General features: G+C 39.2%; 23 protein-coding genes and 5 pseudogenes. 18 read left to right on the top strand and 10 right to left on the bottom strand.

Annotated features, from left to right (window positions below; translation table 11 throughout):
- Positions 1-17: 17 nt before the first annotated feature.
- Positions 18-320, top strand: a pseudogene (locus F938_RS09285) (recombination directionality factor); the annotation flags it as partial.
- Here the strand turns inward: F938_RS09285 and F938_RS09280 are convergent.
- The 3 genes from F938_RS09280 to F938_RS09270 form a co-directional block, all read right to left on the bottom strand.
- Positions 310-594, bottom strand: a complete 285-nt coding sequence (locus F938_RS09280; RefSeq protein WP_000156169.1) for a putative quinol monooxygenase — start codon at positions 592-594, stop codon at positions 310-312. The pseudogene F938_RS09285 and the gene F938_RS09280 overlap by 11 nt on opposite strands.
- A 20-nt stretch (positions 595-614) precedes the next feature.
- Entirely contained in the window at positions 615-1,613 is a 999-nt protein-coding gene (locus F938_RS09275) for a zinc-binding alcohol dehydrogenase family protein (RefSeq protein ID WP_000649022.1), read from the bottom strand.
- 71 nt (positions 1,614-1,684) lie between these two features.
- Positions 1,685-2,425 (bottom strand): SDR family oxidoreductase, encoded by a 741-nt coding sequence (locus tag F938_RS09270; RefSeq protein WP_001059479.1) that lies wholly within the window; start codon positions 2,423-2,425, stop codon positions 1,685-1,687.
- Between the two features lie 135 nt (positions 2,426-2,560).
- On the opposite strand from F938_RS09270, the gene F938_RS09265 reads away from it, so the two are divergent.
- On the top strand, positions 2,561-3,460 hold the full coding sequence (locus F938_RS09265) for a LysR family transcriptional regulator (RefSeq protein ID WP_000551635.1): 900 nt from the start codon (positions 2,561-2,563) through the stop codon (positions 3,458-3,460).
- Between the two features lie 50 nt (positions 3,461-3,510).
- Here F938_RS09265 and F938_RS09260 read toward each other — a convergent pair whose 3' ends face one another.
- Together F938_RS09260 and F938_RS09255 are read right to left on the bottom strand one after the other, a co-directional pair.
- On the bottom strand, positions 3,511-4,527 hold the full coding sequence (locus F938_RS09260; RefSeq protein WP_000009382.1) for a zinc-dependent alcohol dehydrogenase family protein: 1,017 nt from the start codon (positions 4,525-4,527) through the stop codon (positions 3,511-3,513).
- Entirely contained in the window at positions 4,517-5,512 is a 996-nt protein-coding gene (locus tag F938_RS09255; protein ID WP_001038512.1) for a zinc-dependent alcohol dehydrogenase family protein, read from the bottom strand. The genes F938_RS09260 and F938_RS09255 overlap by 11 nt, the downstream gene beginning before the upstream one ends.
- A 468-nt stretch (positions 5,513-5,980) precedes the next feature.
- Between F938_RS09255 and F938_RS09250 the strand changes: the two genes are divergently transcribed.
- The 4 genes from F938_RS09250 (at position 5,981) to F938_RS09235 (ending at position 9,086) form a co-directional block, all read left to right on the top strand.
- On the top strand, positions 5,981-6,256 hold the full coding sequence (locus F938_RS09250) for a metal/formaldehyde-sensitive transcriptional repressor (protein WP_001133624.1): 276 nt from the start codon (positions 5,981-5,983) through the stop codon (positions 6,254-6,256).
- Positions 6,257-6,277: 21 nt separating this feature from the next.
- Positions 6,278-7,390, top strand: coding sequence for an S-(hydroxymethyl)glutathione dehydrogenase/class III alcohol dehydrogenase (locus F938_RS09245; RefSeq protein WP_000842149.1), 1,113 nt, complete (start codon positions 6,278-6,280; stop codon positions 7,388-7,390).
- A 228-nt stretch (positions 7,391-7,618) separates the two neighbouring features.
- Entirely contained in the window at positions 7,619-8,449 is an 831-nt protein-coding gene (gene fghA / locus F938_RS09240) for an S-formylglutathione hydrolase (protein ID WP_000402510.1), read from the top strand.
- A 334-nt stretch (positions 8,450-8,783) separates the two neighbouring features.
- Positions 8,784-9,086: a putative quinol monooxygenase gene (locus tag F938_RS09235; protein WP_000920558.1), complete on the top strand. Its 303-nt coding sequence runs from the start codon at positions 8,784-8,786 to the stop codon at positions 9,084-9,086.
- 85 nt (positions 9,087-9,171) lie between these two features.
- Here F938_RS09235 and F938_RS25000 read toward each other — a convergent pair.
- Positions 9,172-9,501: pseudogene (locus tag F938_RS25000) on the bottom strand (IS3 family transposase); the annotation flags it as partial.
- Positions 9,502-9,684: 183 nt separating this feature from the next.
- Here F938_RS25000 and F938_RS09230 point away from each other — a divergent pair.
- From F938_RS09230 to F938_RS09220, 3 genes are all read left to right on the top strand, one after another.
- On the top strand, positions 9,685-10,842 hold the full coding sequence (locus F938_RS09230; protein ID WP_000931664.1) for an iron-containing alcohol dehydrogenase: 1,158 nt from the start codon (positions 9,685-9,687) through the stop codon (positions 10,840-10,842).
- Positions 10,843-10,932: 90 nt separating this feature from the next.
- The gene (locus F938_RS09225; protein WP_000697981.1) at positions 10,933-11,610 is read left to right on the top strand and encodes a type 1 glutamine amidotransferase domain-containing protein; all 678 of its coding nucleotides are present in this window, start codon (positions 10,933-10,935) and stop codon (positions 11,608-11,610) included.
- Between the two features lie 201 nt (positions 11,611-11,811).
- Positions 11,812-12,939, top strand: a complete 1,128-nt coding sequence (locus F938_RS09220) for an alkene reductase (RefSeq protein WP_000647816.1) — start codon at positions 11,812-11,814, stop codon at positions 12,937-12,939.
- Between the two features lie 83 nt (positions 12,940-13,022).
- On the opposite strand, the gene F938_RS09215 is transcribed toward F938_RS09220, so the two are convergent.
- Both F938_RS09215 and F938_RS09210 read right to left on the bottom strand, forming a co-directional pair.
- On the bottom strand, positions 13,023-13,253 hold the full coding sequence (locus tag F938_RS09215) for a hypothetical protein (protein WP_001087955.1): 231 nt from the start codon (positions 13,251-13,253) through the stop codon (positions 13,023-13,025).
- A gap of 111 nt (positions 13,254-13,364) precedes the next feature.
- Positions 13,365-13,973, bottom strand: coding sequence for a TetR/AcrR family transcriptional regulator (locus F938_RS09210; protein WP_000805352.1), 609 nt, complete (start codon positions 13,971-13,973; stop codon positions 13,365-13,367).
- Between the two features lie 143 nt (positions 13,974-14,116).
- On the opposite strand from F938_RS09210, the gene F938_RS09205 reads away from it, so the two are divergent.
- Both F938_RS09205 and F938_RS09200 read left to right on the top strand, forming a co-directional pair.
- On the top strand, positions 14,117-15,136 hold the full coding sequence (locus F938_RS09205) for an NADP-dependent oxidoreductase (protein WP_000859509.1): 1,020 nt from the start codon (positions 14,117-14,119) through the stop codon (positions 15,134-15,136).
- Positions 15,137-15,160: 24 nt separating this feature from the next.
- On the top strand, positions 15,161-15,799 hold the full coding sequence (locus tag F938_RS09200; RefSeq protein WP_000631289.1) for a glutathione S-transferase family protein: 639 nt from the start codon (positions 15,161-15,163) through the stop codon (positions 15,797-15,799).
- Positions 15,800-16,213: 414 nt separating this feature from the next.
- On the opposite strand, the gene F938_RS09195 is transcribed toward F938_RS09200, so the two are convergent.
- Positions 16,214-16,645 carry a PPC domain-containing protein gene (locus F938_RS09195; protein ID WP_000407077.1) on the bottom strand — a complete coding sequence of 144 codons (432 nt, stop codon included), beginning with the start codon at positions 16,643-16,645 and terminating at the stop codon, positions 16,214-16,216.
- A 56-nt stretch (positions 16,646-16,701) separates the two neighbouring features.
- Positions 16,702-16,933 (bottom strand): annotated as a pseudogene (locus F938_RS23755) (IS3 family transposase); the annotation flags it as partial.
- A gap of 213 nt (positions 16,934-17,146) precedes the next feature.
- On the opposite strand from F938_RS23755, the pseudogene F938_RS24145 reads away from it, so the two are divergent.
- The 7 genes and pseudogenes from F938_RS24145 to F938_RS09160 form a co-directional block, all read left to right on the top strand.
- Positions 17,147-17,482 (top strand): annotated as a pseudogene (locus F938_RS24145) (IS3 family transposase); the annotation flags it as partial.
- A gap of 65 nt (positions 17,483-17,547) precedes the next feature.
- The gene (locus F938_RS09185) at positions 17,548-18,249 is read left to right on the top strand and encodes an IS1-like element ISPa14 family transposase (RefSeq protein WP_001223318.1); all 702 of its coding nucleotides are present in this window, start codon (positions 17,548-17,550) and stop codon (positions 18,247-18,249) included.
- 35 nt (positions 18,250-18,284) lie between these two features.
- Positions 18,285-18,842: pseudogene (locus F938_RS23750) on the top strand (IS3 family transposase); the annotation flags it as partial.
- 296 nt (positions 18,843-19,138) lie between these two features.
- Positions 19,139-20,728, top strand: a complete 1,590-nt coding sequence (locus tag F938_RS09175) for a peptide chain release factor 3 (protein WP_005031066.1) — start codon at positions 19,139-19,141, stop codon at positions 20,726-20,728.
- Positions 20,729-20,850: 122 nt separating this feature from the next.
- On the top strand, positions 20,851-21,636 hold the full coding sequence (locus F938_RS09170) for a hypothetical protein (RefSeq protein WP_010591060.1): 786 nt from the start codon (positions 20,851-20,853) through the stop codon (positions 21,634-21,636).
- Between the two features lie 229 nt (positions 21,637-21,865).
- Positions 21,866-22,834, top strand: a complete 969-nt coding sequence (locus tag F938_RS09165; protein WP_005031063.1) for an RsiV family protein — start codon at positions 21,866-21,868, stop codon at positions 22,832-22,834.
- Positions 22,834-23,658 (top strand): TatD family hydrolase, encoded by an 825-nt coding sequence (locus F938_RS09160; RefSeq protein ID WP_004827648.1) that lies wholly within the window; start codon positions 22,834-22,836, stop codon positions 23,656-23,658. The genes F938_RS09165 and F938_RS09160 overlap by 1 nt, the downstream gene beginning before the upstream one ends.
- The last annotated feature ends 181 nt before the right edge of the window (positions 23,659-23,839 follow it).

Below are 23,839 nucleotides of genomic sequence, written 5' to 3'. Positions count from 1 at the left end.
TCAATTGTGGATAAATCCCCTATGGGTGCTTGTATATGAATTTGGATGACTCAGATGAATTTGGGACCTTCATCTTTAGAACTCCTGGCTTTAATAGTATTCGAACCTTGGCTGCACGATTGAGTTACTACAGTGCAACTTCAGGAGGCTTACTGTCGTGCCTACCATTGCAACTCACTTTAAGAGGCAAAAGCACCACACAAAGCTATCGCCAACCTCTGTATTACGTGGATCTAACTTTACGGGAGGGTATTGGCCTGAATGATACAATTACTCAGGCCAAGCAAATTGATGAACAGAGCAAGAAGGCTATATTTTTTTGATTTCTACAATATCACTTGATTCAATGAGCGATTGAATATTACCAAATAAACTTTGAATATAATCAGAGGCTAGATGGATATCTAAATCCTCTCTGCTACGCCATTCTTCTAAGAAGAAATATCTACTCGAGTCATTTTCGCTAATATAAAGCTCATATTTCAAGCATCCTTCTTCTTGAAGCGTAGGCTCTATTACACTTTTTAAAAGCGCTTCTAACGTTTCTTTTTGATCTGATTTTGCCTTAATGTTCGCAATTACTGAAATAGTCATTATTTCACCTTGAGTTTGTTTTAGAAGTTTTCTAGTACAATTTTGCCTTTTGACTTACCTGATTCAAGCAACTTATGCGCCTTCTCCAAGTTTGCAGCGTTAATATTGCCTAGATTTTGGTTGAGGGTACTTCTAATTTTTTGCTGGTCAACTAATTGGGCAACCTGTTGCAACAGTTCACCTTGCTTTTCAATATCATCGGTTTCATACATTGAACGGGTGAACATCAACTCCCAATGGATAGAAATAGATTTAGTCTTAAACGGCATAATATCAAATGTTTGTGGATCATCGATCAATCCAAGCTTGCCTTGTGGTGCAATCAGAGAAACTATTTGCTTGGTATATGTTTCTGTATGATTGGTAGAGAATACGTATTTTGGTTTTTCAATACCTAGTGCTTCGATTTGTTCGTTTAAATCTTTGCTATGGTCGATGACATGGTCGGCACCCAATGATTCCACCCAAGATTTCGTTTCTTCACGTGAAGCTGTTGCTATAACGGTCAGATTTGTTTTTGCTTTTAGGAGTTGGATAGCGATTGATCCTACACCACCTGCACCACCAATAATTAAAATACTGCCAACTTCTGTTTCTGAAATTTGAAACCGATCAAACAGCATTTCCCATGCTGTTATCGCAGTTAATGGCAATGCTGCTGCTTCTGCATTAGATACTGTAATTGGTTTAAGACTGATAATTCGTTCATCGACTGCTTGAAACTCAGCATTACTACCATCTCGGGTTAAATCGCCAGCATACCAAACAGAATCTCCTACTTTAAACGAGGTAACTTTTGAGCCAACTTCAATAATTTCCCCAACGGCATCCCAACCTAAAATACGATTATTTGCTTCAGACGAATTTTTTCTCACTTTGGTATCAACTGGATTCACAGAGATTGCCTGAACTTTTACCAGTACATCACGCTCCTTAAGCGTAGGCTTCGCTTTTTCAGTATCTACCAATGAATTTTTAAAATCATCATGGTTATTTATAACATACGATACGGCTTTCATAGATTTGTCCTTAACTTTAAAAATATAGTAAAAATGGGAGCGAGGTGCTCCCATTTTTTGTTATTCAATCATTAAAACTCTTGGCTCGTTGGGCGTAAAACAATTTCATTAATATCTACATCCGCAGGCTGTTCAATTGCATAAGCAATTGCTCGAGCGACTGAGTCAGCTGGTATGGCTTGTTTGTAGAAATCAGTAACAAACTCTGAGCTTTCTTTATGAGAAGAACCAAATTTTAGTTCTGACTCAACTGCACCAGGCTCAATAGTAGTCGTTCTAATGGTTCCCCCAACTTCATGACGAAGTCCTTCTGAGATGGCTCTTACAGCAAACTTAGTACCGCTATAAACAGTACCTCCTGGACTAAATACTTTTATCCCTGCAACAGATGCGAGATTAATAAAGTGTCCAAAGTTTTGTTTTTGGAAAACAGGTAGGGTAGCTGCTATACCATAAAGAACACCTTTAATATTAATGTCGATCATACGATCCCATTCATCAACTTTTAGCTCACTTAATGGTGCAATAGACATTAATCCAGCATTGTTTACCAATACATCGATTTGACCAAATGCGCTTAATGCCTTTTCAATAAGTGCTTGTACTTCCTGTGGTTTGGTTATATCCATACCAATAAATTCAGCTTGACCACCTTCAGCACGAATGTCGTGAACAATAGCCTCTAATTTTTCAGTACGTCTAGCACCAAGTACAACCTTTGCACCTTTTTTAGCAAGTAAGCGAGCAGTAGCTTCACCTAAACCACTACTTGCACCAGTGATCACAATAACTTTATTTTCTATATTATTCATACAAGTAACCTTCAACCTATCTGTCAATCATATTTGATGGGTTAAGTATTACAGCCTTGTTGGGTAGAATAAATGAATAATATTATCTTTCAGAATTCCTATTTACGGAATAATTGCCATAACACAGGATTGGACATGCATAATAAATTGGAAATGATGCGTATCTTTTGTGTCGCAGCAGAGTCTCGAAATTTTAAAGAGGCAGCAACTCAGCTGGGTATTTCCCCACAGGCAGTAACACGGGCAATAAAAGAGCTAGAAGAGCAGCGCGGAGAGATTCTGTTTTACAGGAGTACTCGACAAATTAAAATTACCGCTGATGGTGAGCGTCTGGCAAAGCAAGCACGTTTTGCGGTGGGATCGATCGATGCTTTGTTTGTAAAAGACACCAAGGAAAAACGAGATGAAATGCGTGGGACTGTCCGTCTTACTGTGTCGTCTGTGTTAGGGCGCAAATTGGTAGTACCCGCACTAGCAGAATTTGCCACACGTTATCCAGATATTGTCGTGGATTGTGTGCTAACAGATTCACACTCGGATGTGATCGATGAGCGGATAGATATCGGGATCAGATTTGGATTTTTGCCGGACAATCGATATGTGGCAAGGGAATTGGCGAAAGTGAACTTTTATTCTGTGGGTACGCCAGAGTTAATTGATAAGGTTGGAATGCCTAAAAAAATTATTGACCTTGATAAATACCCTCTAACAGCACTAGTCGATCATAAAACAGGGCGTTACTGGCCATGGACATTCACCGAAAGTCGAAGCTTTACGCCATCAAAGCCCCGTTTTATTACAGATGATCTAGAAGCTGAATTTCAAGCTATTCTCGCTGGCGTTGGATTCGGACACATGCCTGGATTTCTAGTTTTGCCGTGGCTTAGGAGTGGTAAGCTCATTCAGATACTTCATGAGGAAACCTCTCCCGTTTGGCGCCTGTATTTATATCGTCCACAGCGGGGCCCGACACCTTTGCGAATCCGAGTATTGTTTGATTACTTAGCGGAAGTGCTGGGCCATATAGAAAACTGAATCAGCTGGAATTAACCTTTTTTCTAGAAAGTAGAAATCAGATAAGACCATCATGTATTCAGAGTAACTACAATTTTTCCTATTTGCTGATTTGATTCAAGATAGCGCTGAGCGTCATGCATGTCCTCAAAGTTAAAGCAACAGTCGATCACAGGACGAAGATATCCTGCACCTATACTGCTAAGAATAAATCGTCTGGCTTGCTCCCTTAGAACAGGGTCGTGGAGAACCTCAAGGAACAAAAAACCTCGCATAGTTAAGCTCTTGCGTAATGCAACTTTAAGGGGGAATGGTGTGATCTCCGGGCTAAGCGCACCATGCATAACCATAGTTCCTCCCACAGACATCGCTTTTGCAATCTGTTCAATATGTGGCCCTCCTACAGCATCGAAGACGATATCAAGATGTTCTCCACCTAAACGTAAAACAAGCGCCTCATACAAATCTGGTTCATCTTCACTGGCTATAACATCTTTAACACCGAGATCCAGTAAACGTTGCTTTTTCTCTATCGTCTGTGTACTTGCAATAACCTTAGCACCCGCTGCTTCAGCTATTTGTATCGCAGCTAGTCCTACGCTACTTGAAGCTGCTGTGATCAAGATCGTTTTTCCTTTCGAAACTCCACCAGCATGGATTACACCACCCCAAGCCGTCAAATACTGCATCCAGATTGAAGAAGCTTCTTCCCAGCTTAAACTATCAGGCTTGTGAACTAAAAAAGTTTCTGGAATCAGAAGCTTGTCCGTATATGTCCCATATTTGGCTAGATTGTCAGTCGGAAGAATCGATACTGCATCTCCTGGAGAAAATTGGCGTACACCTTCACCTATTGCCAGAACTATGCCTGCTCCCTCATATCCCAGACGAGAAGGGAATACTGCCTTTTGAATATAAGTTCCACGCCGAAACATTACATCAGCCCGGTTGAGTCCGATCGTTTTCATCTGGATTAGAACTTCTCCTGCTGCTGGTAAAGCAACAGGAAGTGTTTCTAATGCCAGAACATCTGTATCTCCAATACTATTGAAGCGCCAAGTCTTGGCCTGAAGTGCGTTAAATGACATCAATCACGACCTTAATATTGGCAGAGCGATCTTGAACAGCATCATGAGCCTCAATCGCTTGGTCTAGAGTAAAATGACGAGGATCAACAATAGGACGCAGTTTACCTTCCTCAACGAGACGAGTCGCGATCTTAAGGATATCACCATGATGAGCACGGCGATTGCCTGTTAACATCGGCATTAGGACGAATACGCCAGACACTGTGGCACACCGTAGAGATGAACTCGCTAAATTATGATTACCAAATGCAGCACAGCTGGTAATGTGGCCATAGTGAGTTGTCATGGAAAGTGAAGCTTCGAGTACTGGACCACCCACAGTGTCGTAAACAATGTTAAAACCTTGACCCTCAGGGCTTGCAGCAATAATGTCATCGGAAGATGCTGTTGTGTAATCGAGAGGTGTTGCACCGAGTTCTGAAATCAGTGATTGATCAGCTGTTCGACCAGTCGCCCAAACATTTGCATCAAGTGCTTTTGCAAGCTGAACAACCATATAGCCAACGCCACCAGCACCACCCTGAACCAGTACAGTTTGCCCTGGTTGGACCTTCGCATTATCCACTAAACCTTCCCAAGCCGTGAGGAACGTCAACGGTAGTACTGCTGCCTCGCGCATAGAGATATTGCGTGGCTTTAATGCGATCAGATCAGCATCTGCTAAAACATATTCTGCTAAAGATCCTTGAAGACCACGAACGCCACCAATCAGACCGTAAACTTCATCTCCGACATTGAAGTGGGTGACACCTTCACCAACAGCAGTTACAACCCCAGCCATATCTGTTCCCAACACGGCAGGAAGCTCTGGCATAGCATATGGTGCTTCACCAAGACGAATTTTATAATCAATAGGGTTTACACCACTAGCATGAATACGTACTAGAACTTGCCCAGCCTCTGGTTGAGGTATAGGGAGTTCTACACGTTTAAATTCATGATCACCAAAATTTTCTAGGATAAGAGCATTCATCATCTTATTCATAGTTGTTCCTTATTCTTAACTGGGGGATGATGTGCACAGTATCAAAGTAAAATAATCCAATAAATGATATTTATAGGATTTAATAATTCCTAAATAATGAATAATAAATATCATTCGCTCACTAAAAATATTCTAGTACAGTCTGTAAAGGCAGTTTAATTTAAACTGTCGGTAGTATTTTCAAGGCTTGAAACGTTCAAAATATCTACAAAGTGGCTAAAATTTGAAACATAATTCTAAAAGGTCAAAGCATTACAAAGAACATGAGCCAAAATAAAAAAATGGGAGCTAAAAGTCCCATTTTTTTTGTGACTTTCGCATAAGCTCTATGATGTTAATTTAAAAAAACTAAAAACAGAGATAGAAAATTTTCGCTAAAGATCTTTTTGTTTTTCGATTTATAAAAAAAATTGCTTTTTTTATACTATGGGGTACTATAGTATTAATGCTAGCAAGTAAGGAGGTCTGATGCCTAATCAGGTTGAAGACAAAAAAAAGATTCTTCTACGCGTCAGAAAGATCAAAGGTCAGACGCAAGCGATTGAAAAAGCGTTAGAAGACAATGTGGAATGTGGTGCAATTCTGCAACAAATATGCTCTGTGCGTGGTGCTATTAATGGTTTAATGAATGAGATGTTGGAGGTTCATTTAAAGGACACTTTAGTATCAGGTGAAACCACAGAACAACAACGAAAAGAAGAATTGGCTGAAATCGCCAAGATTCTAAAATCATATTTAAAATAGATCTGTATAAGGAATTATTCCATGAAGTCACGTGCTGCTGTTGCGTTTGGTCCTGGTCAACCTCTTCAAATTGTTGAAGTTGATGTTGCACCACCGAAGAAAGGTGAAGTATTAATCAAGATCTCCCATACCGGTGTGTGTCATACAGACGCATTTACTTTATCTGGCGATGATCCTGAAGGTGTTTTTCCCGCTATTCTCGGGCATGAAGGTGCTGGTGTTGTAGTTGAGGTTGGTGAAGGCGTGACTAGCGTCAAACCAGGTGATCATGTAATTCCACTTTACACTGCTGAATGTGGCGAGTGCGTATTCTGTAAATCTGGAAAATCGAACTTGTGTATTTCCGTTCGCGAAACTCAAGGTAGAGGCGTAATGCCAGATGGTACCACTCGTTTTTCCTACAATGGTCAACCGATTTACCACTATATGGGCTGCTCAACGTTCAGTGAATACACTGTAGTGGCAGAAGTATCATTGGCTAAAATCAATCCTGAAGCCAATCACGAACATGTCTGCTTACTGGGTTGTGGGGTAACAACGGGTATCGGTGCAGTACATAACACGGCTAAAGTACAAGAAGGTGATAGTGTTGCGGTCTTTGGTTTAGGTGGTATTGGTTTGGCAGTCGTACAGGCCGCACGTCAAGCTAAAGCAGGGCGTATTATTGTGGTTGACATGAATCCAGATAAATTTGCGCTGGCAAAAGAGTTTGGTGCAACGGACTTCTTGAACCCTAAAGATTACGATAAACCAATCCAGCAAGTAATTGTCGAAATGACTGGCTGGGGTGTAGATCATTCATTTGAATGTATTGGTAACGTGAATGTGATGCGTGCAGCCCTTGAAAGTGCACACCGTGGCTGGGGACAATCCGTAATTATTGGTGTAGCTGGCGCAGGTCAGGAAATCTCTACCCGTCCATTCCAACTGGTTACTGGTCGTAAATGGCTAGGTTCTGCCTTTGGTGGTGTAAAAGGTCGTACGCAACTTCCAGGAATGGTTGAAGATGCCATGAAAGGTAAAATTCAATTAGAACCATTTGTGACACATACGATGGGCTTGGATCAGATCAATGAAGCCTTTGATCTAATGCATGAAGGTAAGTCAATTCGTACTGTAATTCATTACGAATAATTGCGTCAGACCTTATACTTTTCCATGCATGTGCATCATGAATGACATGCATGGAATCCTCTAAAACGGCACATCATCTGTAAAACAGATCTATCTGTGTAGGCATCGTTTATAGGTTCAATAAACCTGCCTACATTTTAAATCTTTATCACTATTCTCTGTGGAGAATGTAAGACTCTTTGTTTACTTGATTTCTCATGAAGTCTTGCTCAACATAGGTAATTGATTATGGAAATAATTGAGAAGCATGCTTCTTTTGGTGGATCGCAAGAAGTGTATCGCCATCAGTCAATAGCATTAAACTGTTCAATGAAATTCTCAATATATCTGCCACCTCATGACAAAGATGAGCGGTTGCCAGTGTTATATTGGTTATCAGGATTGACTTGCAACGAACAGAACTTTATTACTAAAGCCGGAGCACAAAAGTATGCGGCTGAACATAAAGTCATTATTGTTGCACCAGATACCAGCCCACGTGGAGAGGATGTACCAGATCATGCAGATTATGATTTAGGCCAAGGCGCAGGATTCTATGTGAATGCAACACAAGCACCCTGGTCGCAGCATTTCAAAATGTATGATTATATTGTGGAAGAGCTCAGAAATCTGATTGACCTGAATTTTCCGACCAATCAAGTCCAAAGTATTATGGGTCATAGCATGGGTGGTCATGGTGCATTAGTAATTGGATTAAAAAATCCTGAGCTGTATAAAAGTATTTCTGCTTTTGCACCAATTGTTGCACCTAGCCAAGTACCTTGGGGGAAAAAGGCTTTTACACACTACCTAGGTGAAACCGAAACTTTATGGAAAAGCTATGATGCGATTGAATTAATCAAAAACGCTGAAGTTCATTTACCTATTTTAGTCGATCAAGGAACAGCTGATGATTTTCTTGAAGAACAGTTAAGGCCTAAGCTTCTTAGTGATATTTGTTTGGAACAAGAATATCCTCTTACACTTAACCTAAGAGAAGGGTATGACCATAGCTATTACTTCATTGCGAGCTTTATAGAGAAACATATAGAGTTTCACAGCAAATTCCTAGCTAAATAACTTTCATAGATATGAGGATGTACAATATTGTTCTTGAATACTTCTTGAGCAATATAATTTCCAGATGAAGAGGTCAGCTTATAAATCTAAGGTAGAGTCAATTGATCCTTATATAAATAAGATTGAATTTAATCATCTCATATCTTGATTTTTTGATTCAAATGTTAATGATATTAACTTGAATAAATTCATAGCATTATGTCGAAATAAAAACCTAAATTTTGGCTCAGCTATGGGAATTTTTTTTAACTTTTATACAACAAAACTTTCTGACATGCATACATTAGCAATGTCAGATTCAGTTTGAATTCTAATCAATTATGGAGTTTTAGTCATGCTTAAAACAGCTTTATATGTCCGTCTTGAAGCTAAACCGGGTAAAGAAGACGAAGTGGAAGCTTTTCTTAAAGCCGGTTTACCTATTGTAATGGAAGAACCTGCGACAGTTGCGTGGTTTGGCCTTCGTCTTGGTCCTACAACATTTGGTATTTTTGATGCATTTCCTGATGAGGCGGGTCGCCAAGCGCATTTATCTGGCAAGGTTGCAGCTGCGTTGATGGCTCAGGCCGAAGAGCTATTTTCAGAGCCACCATCTATTGAAAAAGTAGATGTTTTGGCGAGTAAACTACCAGCTTAAACCTATGCTTAAATGTATGAGGGTGCTGTCTGAAATTTTGAATGTAAGGCAGCACTTCAACCCTATGATGTTTGTCAGAGGCTTTCTATTCAAGTTGGGCTACTTTATTTAATGGCTTAATCTCATCATTTACAAGGGTCAATATCCAAAACAGGGTAAATAAACGAATGCAACTATTTACACGCTTTATATTGAACCAATCTATCTAATTTACTGTCGCATTTGTACATCTGCTAAACCGTGCCAATCTGCTTTTAAAATATTTAATCATCGCTATTTTGTATGAGTCATTCACTGTTTTAGCTAATGCGTTCACGACCATGTCAGTAGTCATACGTGTTGATACCTTCCATCCAACAATCGCTCGTGAAAATACATCAATAATAAAAGTGGTATAGAACAAGCCTGAATTTGTTTAACCATAACTAAAGTCGGCAAGCTGAAATAATATTTATAAAAATAGACGACTGGTCTATTTTTATGTATAGTTAGCACATGGTGTAGTCAAAAGCCGCAGTGTTGCCCAATTTTTTAAAGTTTATTTGATGAATAACGGTGGTTTTTCAAATCAATTAACTGATTATCCTAGGATAAAAATATGCTGAATTTTAACTTTTATAATCCGACCCGTATTATTTTTGGTGGCGATACAATAGCTAAAATCAATGACTATGTGCCTACAGAAGCAAAAGTGTTAATGTTGTTTGGTGGTGAAAGTGCACGTAAGAATGGTACTTTAGCTGAAGTGCGTGAAGCATTAGGTGCAAGAGAAATTCATGAATTTGGCGGAATTGAGCCGAATCCGAGTTATGAAACCCTCATGAAAGCCGTAGAGCTGATTCGTGAACAAAAGATTGATTTCTTGATGGCTGTCGGTGGTGGATCGGTAATTGATGGTACTAAATTTATTGCAGCAGCAGTCAATTATACAGGGGATACATGGGAGATTTTAGAAACCCATGGTACTAAAATTACTCAAGCTTTGCCTTTTGCGAGTGTACTCACCCTTCCGGCAACTGGTTCAGAAATGAATAGCGGTGGGGTAGTCACCAGAAAATCGACCCAAGCCAAATTGTCATTTAGCAGTCCCCATGTTTTTCCGCAATTTTCCGTACTCGATCCGAATAAAACTTTTAGCTTGCCGACGCGCCAGTTAGCAAATGGCGTGGTCGATGCATTTATTCATGTCATGGAACAGTACTTAACTTACCCTGTCAATGCACAAGTACAAGATCGTTTTGCCGAAGGTCTATTGCAAACTCTGATTGAGATTGGACCGAAAATCTTGGACGATTCAGCAGATTATGACACGCGTGCGAATTTGATGTGGGCTGCTAGCATGGCACTGAATGGGCTAATTGGAGCTGGTGTACCACAAGATTGGTCAACCCATTTGATTGGACATGAGCTCACGGCTTTACATGGTATTGATCATGCTCGTACCTTGGCCATTGTGTTTCCGGCCAATCTACAAGTGCGTCGTCAAGAGAAGCGAGAAAAATTACTACAGTATGCAGCTCGTGTCTGGCAGATTGTCGAAGGTGATGAAGAACAACGTATTGATACTGTTATTGCTCGTACTCGAGCCTTCTTTGAGCAACTTGGATTGCCGACTCGTCTTAGCGATTATGGACTGGTGGAGACAGATATTGAGATCATCATTACGCAACTTAAATCACACAATCTTACACAGCTAGGCGAACATAAAACTGTTTCATTAGAGATCAGTCGCCAAATTCTCGCGACGAGCATCTAAGCTAAATGCGCGTATCTGGCATGCTCACGCCACACGGCAAGTGATCATGCAACAATGCTCCTCAATCCTGAAAATTATCGGAGAAATAACATGAAAATTTTAATCGTTTTAACCTCACATGATCAACTTGGCAATACTGGTAAGAAAACAGGTTTCTGGCTAGAAGAACTTGCTGCACCGTATTACACCTTTATTGACTCTGGTGCTGAAGTTACGCTGGCGTCACCTCAAGGTGGGCAGCCACCACTAGATCCGAAAAGTAATTTAGCAGAAGCACAAACTGAAACCACTCATCGTTTTGAAGCTGATCCAACTGCAATGCAAGCATTGGCACAGACGCATAAACTTAGCGAAATCTCTGTAACTGATTATGATGCAGTGTTTTATCCAGGCGGACATGGCCCATTGTGGGATTTAGCAGAAGATCCGATTTCAATTTCTCTGATTGAACAGGCGATTCAGTCTGGCAAACCTGTTGCAGCAGTGTGTCATGCCCCAGGTGTTCTTCGTCATGTGAAAGCGAGTAATGGAGCGCCTTTAGTTAGCGGTAAATTAGTGACTGGTTTCACCAATACTGAGGAGGCCGCTGTAGGTTTGACTGAAATTGTACCATTTTTAGTTGAAGACATGCTTAAAGAAAACGGTGGTCATTATTCTAAAGTGGATGATTGGCAAGTATATGTTCAAGTAGATGGCTTGCTGGTTACTGGACAAAATCCAGCATCTTCTGCTGCAACCGCTACAGCATTACTTCAATTGTTGAAATAAAGAGTAGCTAGTGTTTGTTGTGGTGTTTAGCAGCGAATAAACTTCTGACTCTGAGCAACTGGCGCAATAAGCAAAATAACCCTCACTTAATGGTGAAGGGCCTGAGTGAATAGCTTTCCTTCCTTTATTTTTCTATATACAGGAAGGAAGGTTATTTTTTAATTTAGATCAATTAAGCCATGATGACTTGGATACAATAAAATGAAAGCCAGCAAACTTTTTCAAAACTTAAGCTTAGGCCCTTATGTTTTGCAAAACCGTATTGTATTGCCACCATTAACGCGGTCGCGCAGTACTCAGCCAGGGAATATTCCAAATGAACTGATGGCAACCTATTATCAACAGCGTGCCGGGGCAGGATTTATGGTCACCGAAGGTACGCAAATCGAGCCACGTGGTCAAGGCTATGCTTGGACTCCCGGTATTTACAGCCCTGAACAGATTGCTGGATGGTGTAAAGTGACGGAAGCAGTGCATGCTAAAGGAGGCATTATTTTTGCACAACTTTGGCATGTTGGGCGTGTTTCACATACATCTTTGCAACCCGATCATGCATCACCGGTCGCGCCTTCGGCTATTAGGGCTGATAGTAATGTTAAAGTCTTTATTGAGACCGGGCCCAATGCGGGGGCCTTGGCTGATCCTTCAATGCCACGTGCTTTAAGCAATGCAGAAGTTAAAGAATTAGTGCAACTCTATGCTCAAGCAGCGCGTAATGCCTTGGCTGCTGGTTTTGATGGAGTTGAAATTCATTGTGCAAATGGTTATTTGGTGAACCAATTTATCTCTGCACATAGTAACCATCGTGAAGATGAATATGGTGGATCACTAAACAATCGTTTGCGTTTTTTACGTGAAGTAGTAGAGGCAGTTGCTGAGGTGGTTGGTGCAGATCGTTTAGGAGTGCGTTTTGCCCCGCTATTTGAAAGTACAGAGGAAGATCGTGTTTACATGGGGTTGGTTGAAGATGATCCACATGTCACTTATATTGAGGCAATAAAGATACTTGAAGAAGTTGGGATTGCCTATTTATCTATTGCAGAAGCTGATTGGGATAATGCACCAGAACTTCCTCATGATTTTCGTAGAGATGTCAGAGACACTTTCAGTGGTCGGATTATTTATGCAGGTCGATATACGGCAGAAAGAGGGACTCGAATTTTAGAGGCAGGTCTGGCCGATTTAATTGCATTTGGACGCCCATTTATTGCGAATCCAGATTTACCCGATCGAATCGCCAATGGCTGGCCATTGAATGCAGTAGATGCAAGCACTATGTATGGTGGGACGGAAAAAGGCTATATTGATTATCCGGCTTACGCAGATTAATATTGACTTAATGAGTTATTTTGCCAACCTTTGTGGTTGGCAAAATAACGACTTAGGATTGCTGTTGCCAGCACAATTTCTTCTTAAAACAAGTTCTTAAAATTTTTTAGCTGTGTAATGAGCCAACCTGCCAGTGGGAAAGAAATCAGTTGCGTTACTGGCACTAATACTATGACTTCAATCAACACCATCATCGGGAAACTTTGATGCTCAGTAATTGGCTTTAATAAAGTGAGTACCAGTAATAGTGTGGGATATAAACCTAAATATCCGACTAAAATACGAGTCATGAGGGCTTTAGGAGGAGAATTCATTGTGCGCTATACTCATGGATTGTTAATTGATCTAATAGCAACACAATAATAAGTAATCATTGGACTGCTATCATGAATTATTAATTTTGTAGTTGATATTTAATTTAATTTTTATGAATCTTCACTTTTTAATAGAAATTTAGTTGCACTCAGAGCTTGATGTAATGGTGTTTTATCTTTTTGCAACTTACTCAGTAATGCTGCACCTAACCACATTTGGTAAAGTACTTGTGCCAAGGTCGAGGCCTCAGTATCTGCTTGGATAGACTGATCCTGTTTTCCCAAATCAATTAAGCCAGCAATACGTTGGATTACATCATCGACGCCAGCGGACATAATGGAGCGCATATCTTCGGATAGATCGGCAACTTCTGCGGCAAGTTTCACAATTAAACAGCTATCCGCCCAACCACACTGTGTTTCAGGATCTTCTATCCATAAATTAAAATACTCAATCAGCTTTTGATAAGGGGATTTATCACTACGCCATACATCATTTAAACGGACTTGGTAATTGTCTACATAATGCTGTACCAATTCACATCCGAAAGCTTCCTTGGATTGGAAATAATGATAAAACGAGCCTTTAGGGATTTCACAGCTCTGTAAAATTTCCTGTAATCCTACGCCAGTAAAACCTTTATGCAAAATCAGGTCTGAACTGGTGTTAAGAATGTGTAAGCGCTTCGCTTCAGACTTTTTAATAGGAGTAGGCTTCATATTAATTATTTACTCTATTGTAAAAAATAGACCAGTCGTATTGTTTTTTATTATAACTCATCTACAATGGATGTAAAGAAATTTTAATCATAATTTTTGATTGTGAAGAGAAATACTTCTAAATAAAACATGGAGTTATATGTGTGAAAACAGTTATTAATCAACGCATCGTTTTAGCTAAACGGCCAGTGGGTGAGCCAAAACACAGCGATTTTCGTATTGAACAAGTTGAACTCAATGAACTTAAACAAGGCGAGATATTGTTAAAAACCATTTACTTGTCACTCGATCCTTATATGCGTGGTCGCATGAGTGACGCTCCTTCATATGCAGCACCGGTTGAAATTGGCGAAGTGATGATCGGTGGAACAGTCAGTCAAGTGGTGGCCTCTAAAAACCCAAAATTCAAAGAAGGCGAGTGGGTTCTTTCAGGAAATGGCTGGCAGGGCTACGCAATTTCTAATGGGACTGCATGTCAAAGCTTAGGTATGCAACCTGAACATCCATCTTGGGCATTGGGTATTTTGGGAATGCCAGGATTTACTGCTTATATGGGGTTGTTGGACATTGGTCAGCCTAAAGCTGGTGAAACTTTGGTCGTTGCCGCTGCAACGGGACCTGTTGGTGCTACGGTTGGACAGATTGGCAAAATTAAAGGTTGTCGCGTGGTTGGCATCGCAGGTGGGCCTGAAAAATGTCGTTATGCAGTAGAAGAACTCGGCTTCGATGCTTGTATCAATCATCATGATGAAAATTTTGCAGAACAATTACAACAAGCAGTTCCCAACGGTATTGATATTTATTATGAGAATGTAGGGGGTAAAGTGTTTGATGCGGTATGGCCATTGCTTAACTCTGCGGCACGTGTACCGGTGTGTGGTGTGGTTTCCCAGTATAACGCTACCGAGCAAGCACAAGGCCCAGACCGTTTACCGGGCTTTATTTCCACCCTTTTAAAAAAGCGTATTCGCATGCAAGGCTTTATTATTTTTGATGATTATGGCAGTCAGTATCCGGAATTCTATCAGCAAATGTCTGAATGGTTGAAAGACGGAAAAATCAAATATAAAGAGCATATGGTGCAAGGTTTAGATAACACGATCAATGCTTTCAATAGTATGTTGAAAGGCGAAAACTTTGGCAAAGTCGTTGTAAAAATTTAAAAATTAAAAAATTTAGGAATTATCATGATTACACTACATCATTTAGATCAATCACGTTCTTTTCGCATTTTGTGGTTACTTGAAGAAATCAAGCAGCCCTATGAGCTGAAACGCTATTATCGTGACTCAAGCACGCATTTGGCCCCTGACTCTTTAAAAACCATTCACCCTTTAGGGAAATCTCCAGTATTGGAATGGGATGGCAAAGTTATTGCAGAGTCAGGAGCAATCGTTGAGTTATTAATTCAGCAACTTGCGCCGCATTTAGCACCAGATATGGATGAACCTACCTATGTCGATTATCTACAGTGGATTCATTTCTCAGAAAGCTCTGCCATGCTGCCATTTTTGTTAAAAACGTTTAATGCGATAGAAACCAAGCAGGGTACGAAGTTGGTATTTCTAGAAAATTATACTCAAGTTGAGTTCGATAAAGTATTTAGCTATTTAAATGAATATTTAAAAGATAAAGAATTTCTAGTCGCAGACCGTTTAACCGGTGCTGACTTTATGATGGGCTTTGGATTACATGCTTTAGTTCATCATATGGGACAAGGTGAAAATTATCCCCATATCCAACGTTATGTAGCAGGTTTAAGCCAACTACCTAGCTGGCAAGCCGCAGTACAAATTGAACAAAATGGTGTGAAAAGTCAAAAATAGCAAGATTGATTTTTAAAGGCAATTTAGAAAAAGAGTCGTGATTGACAAGTACATCTAGTTAAAAAATAAGCTGACACTTATTTAAATTAAACGCCCAATGAATTTCATCGGGCGTTCTCTATTTTAAAGATAACGAATTACCATTATTTAAGACAAGTTTCGCCTGTTCTTCCACTGTAAATTCTTATCAAAAGAGATTAAATATCATGACGGTTACGTTGAAAGATATAATCAACTTTTGAAAGAAAGAAACGTGACTAACGCACAGCAAGATTAAATTATTCCTCGGGGTATTAAACAAGTAATCTATATCATTTTACTAACATAAACACATATACGTAAAAATCACGCCCCAGTTTAACTGGCAATAGTTTTTGAACCCTTGTATAAAACTTAAACGAATCTAGCAAGTCCTTATTTAATGTTAATACTCATCCAGTATTGAGGTTTTTTATCTTTTCTTGCCTGTGATCTAGGTTGAAATACTCTAATTTCATACTCACCTGAAGCAGGTAAAATATAAATACCATTATTATCAAGCTCTGGAGAATATTCTCCAAGATTGATGGAGTCTTTTAATTGATTACCCCATAAGTAAGTTTCAACATTTCCTCCAGTCAACGTCACTTTTAACTTTTGCCCTTTTTTAGCATAAAATTTGTAGGAATCATACTTGTATCCATCTATCCTTCCGTAATAATTTGCAGAGTAAGCTTTTTTTGCAAACTTAACTACAACAGTCTTTCGTATATCATTGTTATCATTTGCAAGTACGGCAGGGCTAAGCATAGTTAAAGTTAGGGCCATAAAAGCTCCAGCTAGTAATTTTGTATTTACTATTTCCATAACGTTATCTTAATAATTGTATACCTCACTACATAATAACATATGAACCGTTGATCCTAGACAGTATTGTGGACAACTGATACCTCTAAATTTTTGAAATATTTCTATTCAAAGGCTTCGCTTCTGGGCTTAACCAGCCGTTTGCAGAATGTCTTCTGACCCGATTATAATAAATCGAAATATAGTCAAACAGACAGCATTCACTTCTTTTCGAGTCGAAAAAACGCTCCCATGTACCACGTGACCTTTTAACGTATGGAAGAAGCTTTCAGTCACTGCATTATGCCAAAACTTGGGTTATAACTAGTTGAAAGTAATTACTATATTTTAAGCGGCTTATTAGTTTATTTAGCAGATATTAATTTGACTTCTGAAGCTAAAACAGTTGATGGTAAACGTTTCCGTAAAGATGGCCGTACACGTACTATCTTTGAAAATTGTACTGAATCAACCATGCTGTACCGTTCATTAGCTAAAGCATTTTATAAAGATGTACCCATTGTTTCAGAAACAGCAAGACTACTTGGAATTTCATCTAGACTCTTTCCAATTGACACAAGAAATCCAAAGCAGGGACATTAGCGGGTACACAACAATATTTACCCTATCTCGTTGCGCTGCTTGAAGAGAATAAAAAGCTAAAACAACAACTCAAAACTGCTGAAATGGAAAGAGAATCCCTAAAAAAAGCAGTAGCGTACTTTGGCAAGGAAAATTAGTGAGGTAAGCTTATATGAAAGAGCATAAAAAAATAGATATCCAACGACGATGATGGCTAGACTACTAAAATTTTCAATATCAAGGTTTTATGATTGGCTTAAACAAGGTTTAAGCCAATGAAAGGGTGGTGTTTCAAAAAGTATGCTGAAACAAAGCAGGTTGAATTTTGATAAAATAGAGAAATGCGAATAACTCTAGAAATCAAATGTCCAACCTGCCTCAGTGACAGTATAAAGAAAAATGGCATCAAAGTAGATGGGAAACAAAACTATCAGTGCAAAGACTGTAAACGTCAGTTTATTGGTGACCATGCTCTGAGCTATCTAGGATGTAATTCAGGCATTACTCGAAAAATATTACAGTTGATGGTCAGAGGTAGTGGTATACGAGATATCGCTGAAGTTGAGCGAATCAGTATCGGTAAAGTTTTACGTACTTTAACCGAATCGACCTACCAAATTCAGCCTAAACAAAGTCATTATGAGTCTCTTGAAGTTGATGAGTTTTGGACTTTTGTGGGAAATAAAAATAATAAACAATGGCTTATTTACGCCTACCATCGAGAAACAGGTGAGATTGTTGCTTATGTTTGGGGTAAAAGAGACTTAGCTACAGTTCAACGATTGAAAACAAAGCTTAAACAATTAGGTATTCACTACACCCGAATTGCAAGTGATCATTGGGACAGTTTCATAACTGCTTTTAAAAACTGCAAGCAAAGTATTGGTAAATTTTTTACTGTAGGTATTGAAGGTAATAATTGCAAAATAAGGCATCGAATTAGGCGTGGTTTTAGAAGGAGTTGTAATTTTTCAAAAAAGATTGAAAACCATTTTAAAGCTTTCGACTTAACCTTTTTTTACATCAATAATGGCTTCATTTAATGTCAGCATACTTTTTGAAACACCACCAATGAAAGATTCAAACATATCAGCAGACTATCTTGGTCAAAATCGCCCATTAAGAAACTAAAGAAAGTTATGGCCATATTCGCTTAACGAGATACTTACAATCACAAGGCATTCAAATTAGCGCGTATGCAGTCCGTTGTATCAAAAGGTTAAATCAATTGTATTGTAAGTGCCATAAGCGTTTTAAATGAACTAGGAATAGTGACCACAAGCGTTCTGTCTACGATAATTTGCTAGATCAACAATTTTCAATGGAAACCCCGAATCAAGCATAGGTCAGTGACATAACGTACATTTGGACAGCCGAAGGACAGTTATATCGAGCAGCTTTAAAAGACCTTTGTACTAAACAGGTAGTTGCTTATAACTTAAGTGAACGGATGACAGCCCAACTTATTTGCAATGCTCTCAGCATGGCTGTTGGCAATCATAAACCATCTCGAAAATTAATCGTTCACTCGGACAGAGGAAGCCAATATTGTAGCCATGAATATCGCAATATGATTGAAAAATATGGATTTCAGGCTTCGATGAGTATAAAAGGCGATTGCTACAATAATGCACCAAATCAAATGGCAGAGGACTTTTACAAGTTGCCTGCCTAGAATCTCCTAAGTAAGAGTGTCCTGTTAATCCAGCAAACATCAATTCCCGATAAGCCGAAAAGTCCGAAGCAAAGAGATAAATTGAGTTTATAAAACTAGGTGTTTTCTCCCCCCAAAAAAAAGCCACTGGATTTCCACCTATGCCTATACAACTCTAAATCTGCTACAATTATGCCAATTTTGAATTCCCACTTTTTCAGTTTTAGTACATATTTAGAAATGTGTACATAACTGTGTACATATTGTAGATTTTTCTTATGTTTAAAGATGAATTAGCTAGAGAAGTAAAGGCTCGTAGGACTTTTGCTATTATTTCCCACCCCGATGCTGGTAAAACCACAATGACAGAAAAACTGTTGTTATGGGGTAAAGCAATTCAGGTTGCTGGAATGGTAAAAAGCCGTAAATCAGACCGTGCTGCGACATCGGACTGGATGGAAATGGAAAAAGAACGTGGGATTTCGATTACCACGTCTGTGATGCAGTTTCCTTATAAAAAGCATGTCATTAACTTGCTGGATACCCCAGGGCATGAAGACTTCTCGGAAGATACATACCGTACTTTAACTGCGGTTGACTCTGCATTGATGGTGATTGATGGTGCAAAAGGTGTCGAAGAACGTACCATTAAATTAATGGAAGTGTGTCGTATGCGCGACACACCGATTATTTCATTCGTCAACAAAATGGACCGTGAAATTCGTGAACCTTTAGAACTACTTGATGAAATTGAAAATGTTCTCAAAATCCGTTGTGTGCCAATCACTTGGCCTTTGGGTATGGGGCGTGATTTTGCGGGTGTCTACAATATTCTCGAAGATAAGCTTTATCTTTATAAAGCTGGCTTTGGTTCAACCATTACAGATATTGAAATTCGTGATGGCTATGACTATCCAGATATTCGTGACAAAGTGGGTGACTTGGCATTTGCATCTTTTGAAGAATCTCTAGAGTTGGTCAAAATGGCGAATGATCCGCTTGATCCAGCAGAGTTTTTGGCAGGACGACAAACCCCTGTATTATTTGGTACAGCTTTAGGAAACTTTGCCGTTGATCATGTGCTTGATGCATTTATTCAATGGGCACCCGAACCGAAAGCACATCCAACACATGAACGTACTGTTGAAGCAACAGAGGAAGGTTTCAGTGGTTTTGTTTTTAAAATTCAAGCCAATATGGATCCGAAGCATCGTGACCGAATTGCATTTATGCGAATCTGCTCAGGAAAATATGAGAAAGGTTTGAAAATGAATCATGTGCGTATTGGCAAAGATGTACGAATCAGTGATGCTTTAACCTTTCTTGCCGGTGAGCGTGAGCAACTTGAAGAGGCATGGCCAGGTGATATCATTGGTCTGCATAACCACGGTACGATTCAAATCGGTGATACCTTTACCTCAGGCGAAAACCTTCATTTCACGGGTATTCCGCACTTTGCACCAGAAATGTTCCGCCGTGTACGTTTAAAAGATCCATTAAAATCTAAACAGCTTCAAAAAGGTTTGAAAGAACTTTCTGAAGAAGGCGCAACACAAGTGTTTATGCCCCAAATCAATAATGATTTGATTGTAGGTGCTGTGGGGGTGCTTCAGTTTGATGTGGTTGCATATCGACTGAAAGAAGAATACAAAGTGGATTGTATTTATGAACCTGTGAATATCAATACCGTGCGTTGGGTTTCATGTGATGATGAAAAGAAATTCAATGAATTTAAGAAAAAAGCACATGACCAGCTTTCAGTTGATGGTGGTGGTCACTTAACTTATCTTGCACCTAGTCGTGTGAATTTACAGCTGATGCAAGAGCGTTATCCTGACATTCAGTTCCGTGCAACGCGTGAACATTAAGTTCAGCTAACTTATTGCAAAATGTAAAAACAGCTTCCTAGTGAAGCTGTTTTTGTATCAAAATACAATGCTTTTTGTCCAAAGGGATTTATGTGGTGCAATATTCAAAAAAAATAATCACGATGTTTTGTTTAAGTACCTTGATTTTGATGGCATGTGATTCAAAAAAAGATCAAGATAAAGACGGTTCAGTATTACAACCTAAACAAGAAGCCGCTGAAGTTTTACCTTATTTAAATATTCAAGAAACCAAAGCAGATTATGCTTTACCGTTTTGTGAGAAAAAGAATTGCATCGAAATCGACATTCAAACGATTAAAACTCAAGATGCTTGGTTAAACCAATGGATTAGCAATAATCAGGCGACTGTGATTCAAGCGCAAATTGATTTAAAGCAGAACATGACTTTACAGCAAGCGATCAATGCTTTTGTCAAAAAATCAGATGCATGGCAAGAAGAGTTTCCGAAAAACAAAGCGTTTGAATTACACATGCAGACCCGAATGGCATCACAACGTAATCAATATGTTTTACTGCAAGTTGCAGTCAATTCACTACAAGCGGATGTTAGTATTCAAGAACGTCAATACTTTTTCGTTGCAGACCGAAAGTTGAAAAAAAGTTTAAGTATTTTAGATGTCATTCAAGCGGATCAACAAAATCAGCTGAATCGTTGGGTGCAAGAAAAATATGCAGCATGGTTAGAAAAGCAAAATACGGATGTGAAAAAACATGCGCCGAAAAAGCTGTATTGGGGGCAGGCAGATTGGTTCTTTGATGGAGAAGGCGTGGGCTTACATTATCGCGCCAATGAGATTGTAGAAGATGGCACTCAGTTAGATATTTATTTAAGCAAAGAACAAACCCAAAAAATCCTGAAAGCTGAAGTATTTCAACGCATGTTTTAGATTGGATCTAGTCAGTACAACTCATCAAGATATGATTTATATGTCCTATCGCTCTGACAACGATTAATGATTGAGGGCTTGATCGCCACCTTAAACTAACGATGAAGAAGATGTTAATAAGGCTTCAATTTTGATACAAATTTTGATTGAGGATTGAGACAGAGAAGAATAGGCTATCTTCTATAGAGATAGAAAAATCTTGGCTTGGATCGTTGGATAGGTTTGTGAAATGTTGAATCAAAAAAATACCTTAGCACTTTCAATTTTGTTAATCACCTTGGGATTAACAGCGTGTCAAAAACCAGACTCTAAAAAAGTAGAGTCAGCTGTCGATCAAACTGCTGCGTCTCAAGTTCCAGATACGTCACTGTTATTGCAAGGCGATCGAGCCAAATTAAAATTAAACTTACCTGAGTGTGATGGAAATACATGCCCTGAATTTTCAATAGAACGATTGCAAAGTAACCAGCCCTTTGTAGATAAAGTGATTGATCAAGCGATTTTGGATAATCTGGATAAAATGTTGGATATTGCACAGTTGAGTAAAAAAGTTGCGGATCAACAGCAAGCCAGTTCACAAGCTTCAGCCAGTGAAGTCAACACAGACAAGACTCCAACGCAACAATTACAGGATCGTGTTCAACCTTATACAAATTCATTCTTGGCATTGGATAAAGAACTTAAGACATTAGGTGCAAGTGGTCAGATCACAATTAGTTTAAGCCCTAAAATATTAAATTCTGACAAGCCTTTAGCCACTGTTGTATTAAATAGCAGTAGCTACTTAGGTGGTGCGCATGGATCATCTGCACAAACTTATTTTAATTTTGATTTGGTCAGTAAAAAGCAAGTCAACTTGAATCAAATCATAGAAGCAAATCAAAAAGCAAAATTTGAAAAACTCGCTCATGATGCGTTTAAAGTTTGGGTTATCGATTCAAAACTTGCTGATAATGTGAATGAGTATGAACAAGCGTGGAAATTTCAATTATCTGATAATTTCTATTTAGGTAAACAAGGTCTAATTTTGCAATATGGTGAATATGATATTGGACCATATGTGGTGGGCTTGCCACGCTTAACCATTCCTTATGATCAATTAAAAGGTATATTAAAACCGCAATATTTTCCTGCAGAAATGCAAGTCGATCAACCGAATAGTTCTGCGCCAGTGGCAGACAACAAAACGAAATCATAATGTCTTTGAGACTGTTTGATACCCATACCCATTTCGATGTTCCTGATTTTGATCAGGATCGAGAGGCGTTGGCGTACCAAGCAAAACAGGCTGGGGTTGAACATCTGGTTTTAATTGGTTTTTTACAGTCTCGTTTTCAAGATTTGATCCAAACTCAGCATGCGTTAAACCTGTTAAAGAATGCGCCCCGTAGCCATCTTGCGCCCGGGTTGCATCCTTTTTATATTGAACAGCATGATTTAACTCATCTCAATGCACTCGAACAGATTCTTCAAACAGAACAGTGTATTGCTGTTGGAGAGATTGGTTTAGACACCTTTCTCAAACAGCATAAACAGCCTGAAATTATGGACAAGCAAAAAGCATTCTTTTCAGCACAGATTGAACTGGCTCAACAATTTGATTTACCGATTCTTTTACATATTCGTAAATCACATGCGGATGTACTTACGATGTTGAAGCAACACCAGTTTCAAAATGGCGGAATTGCTCATGCTTTCAGTGGCGGAGTAGAAGAGGCCAAGGCATTGATCAAATTAGGATTTAAAATTGGGGTTACAGGGCAAATTACTCAGCCAAATGCCAAAAAGCTCCATGCTGTGGTACAGGCAGTAGGAGCTGAGCACCTCGTTTTAGAAACAGACTGTCCAGATATGACGCCTTTGTGTTGTCAGACATCTACAGAGCATCGAACCCGCAATACACCCGTCAATTTACCTTATGTTTTGGCAGGCTTAGCTGAGTCTTTAGCGATAGAGCTTGGGCCATTGGCAGATATTTTATGGAACAACACTTTGACATGCTTGAGGATGGAAAAGGTTTGATCATAAGTTAAATTTGCCAAGGCTCGGTCTATATCCACTCAAAATAGCTTGAGTAGATGGGGAGAGATCATTGGTCAATCGTTGTTGCATTTGATCGCATAAATTGAATAAAAATAACCAATTCACAACACCTAAAATAAATATTTGTCTTAGATTGAAAGAAGTACTCCAAGTAGCTCAA

The sequence above is a fragment of the Acinetobacter bereziniae LMG 1003 = CIP 70.12 genome (assembly GCF_000368925.1).
In the GTDB taxonomy this organism is placed as follows: Bacteria; Pseudomonadota; Gammaproteobacteria; order Pseudomonadales; family Moraxellaceae; genus Acinetobacter; species Acinetobacter bereziniae.
Note: the sequence above shows the minus strand (reverse complement) of the source record. Positions and strands in the feature narration are given on the sequence as shown.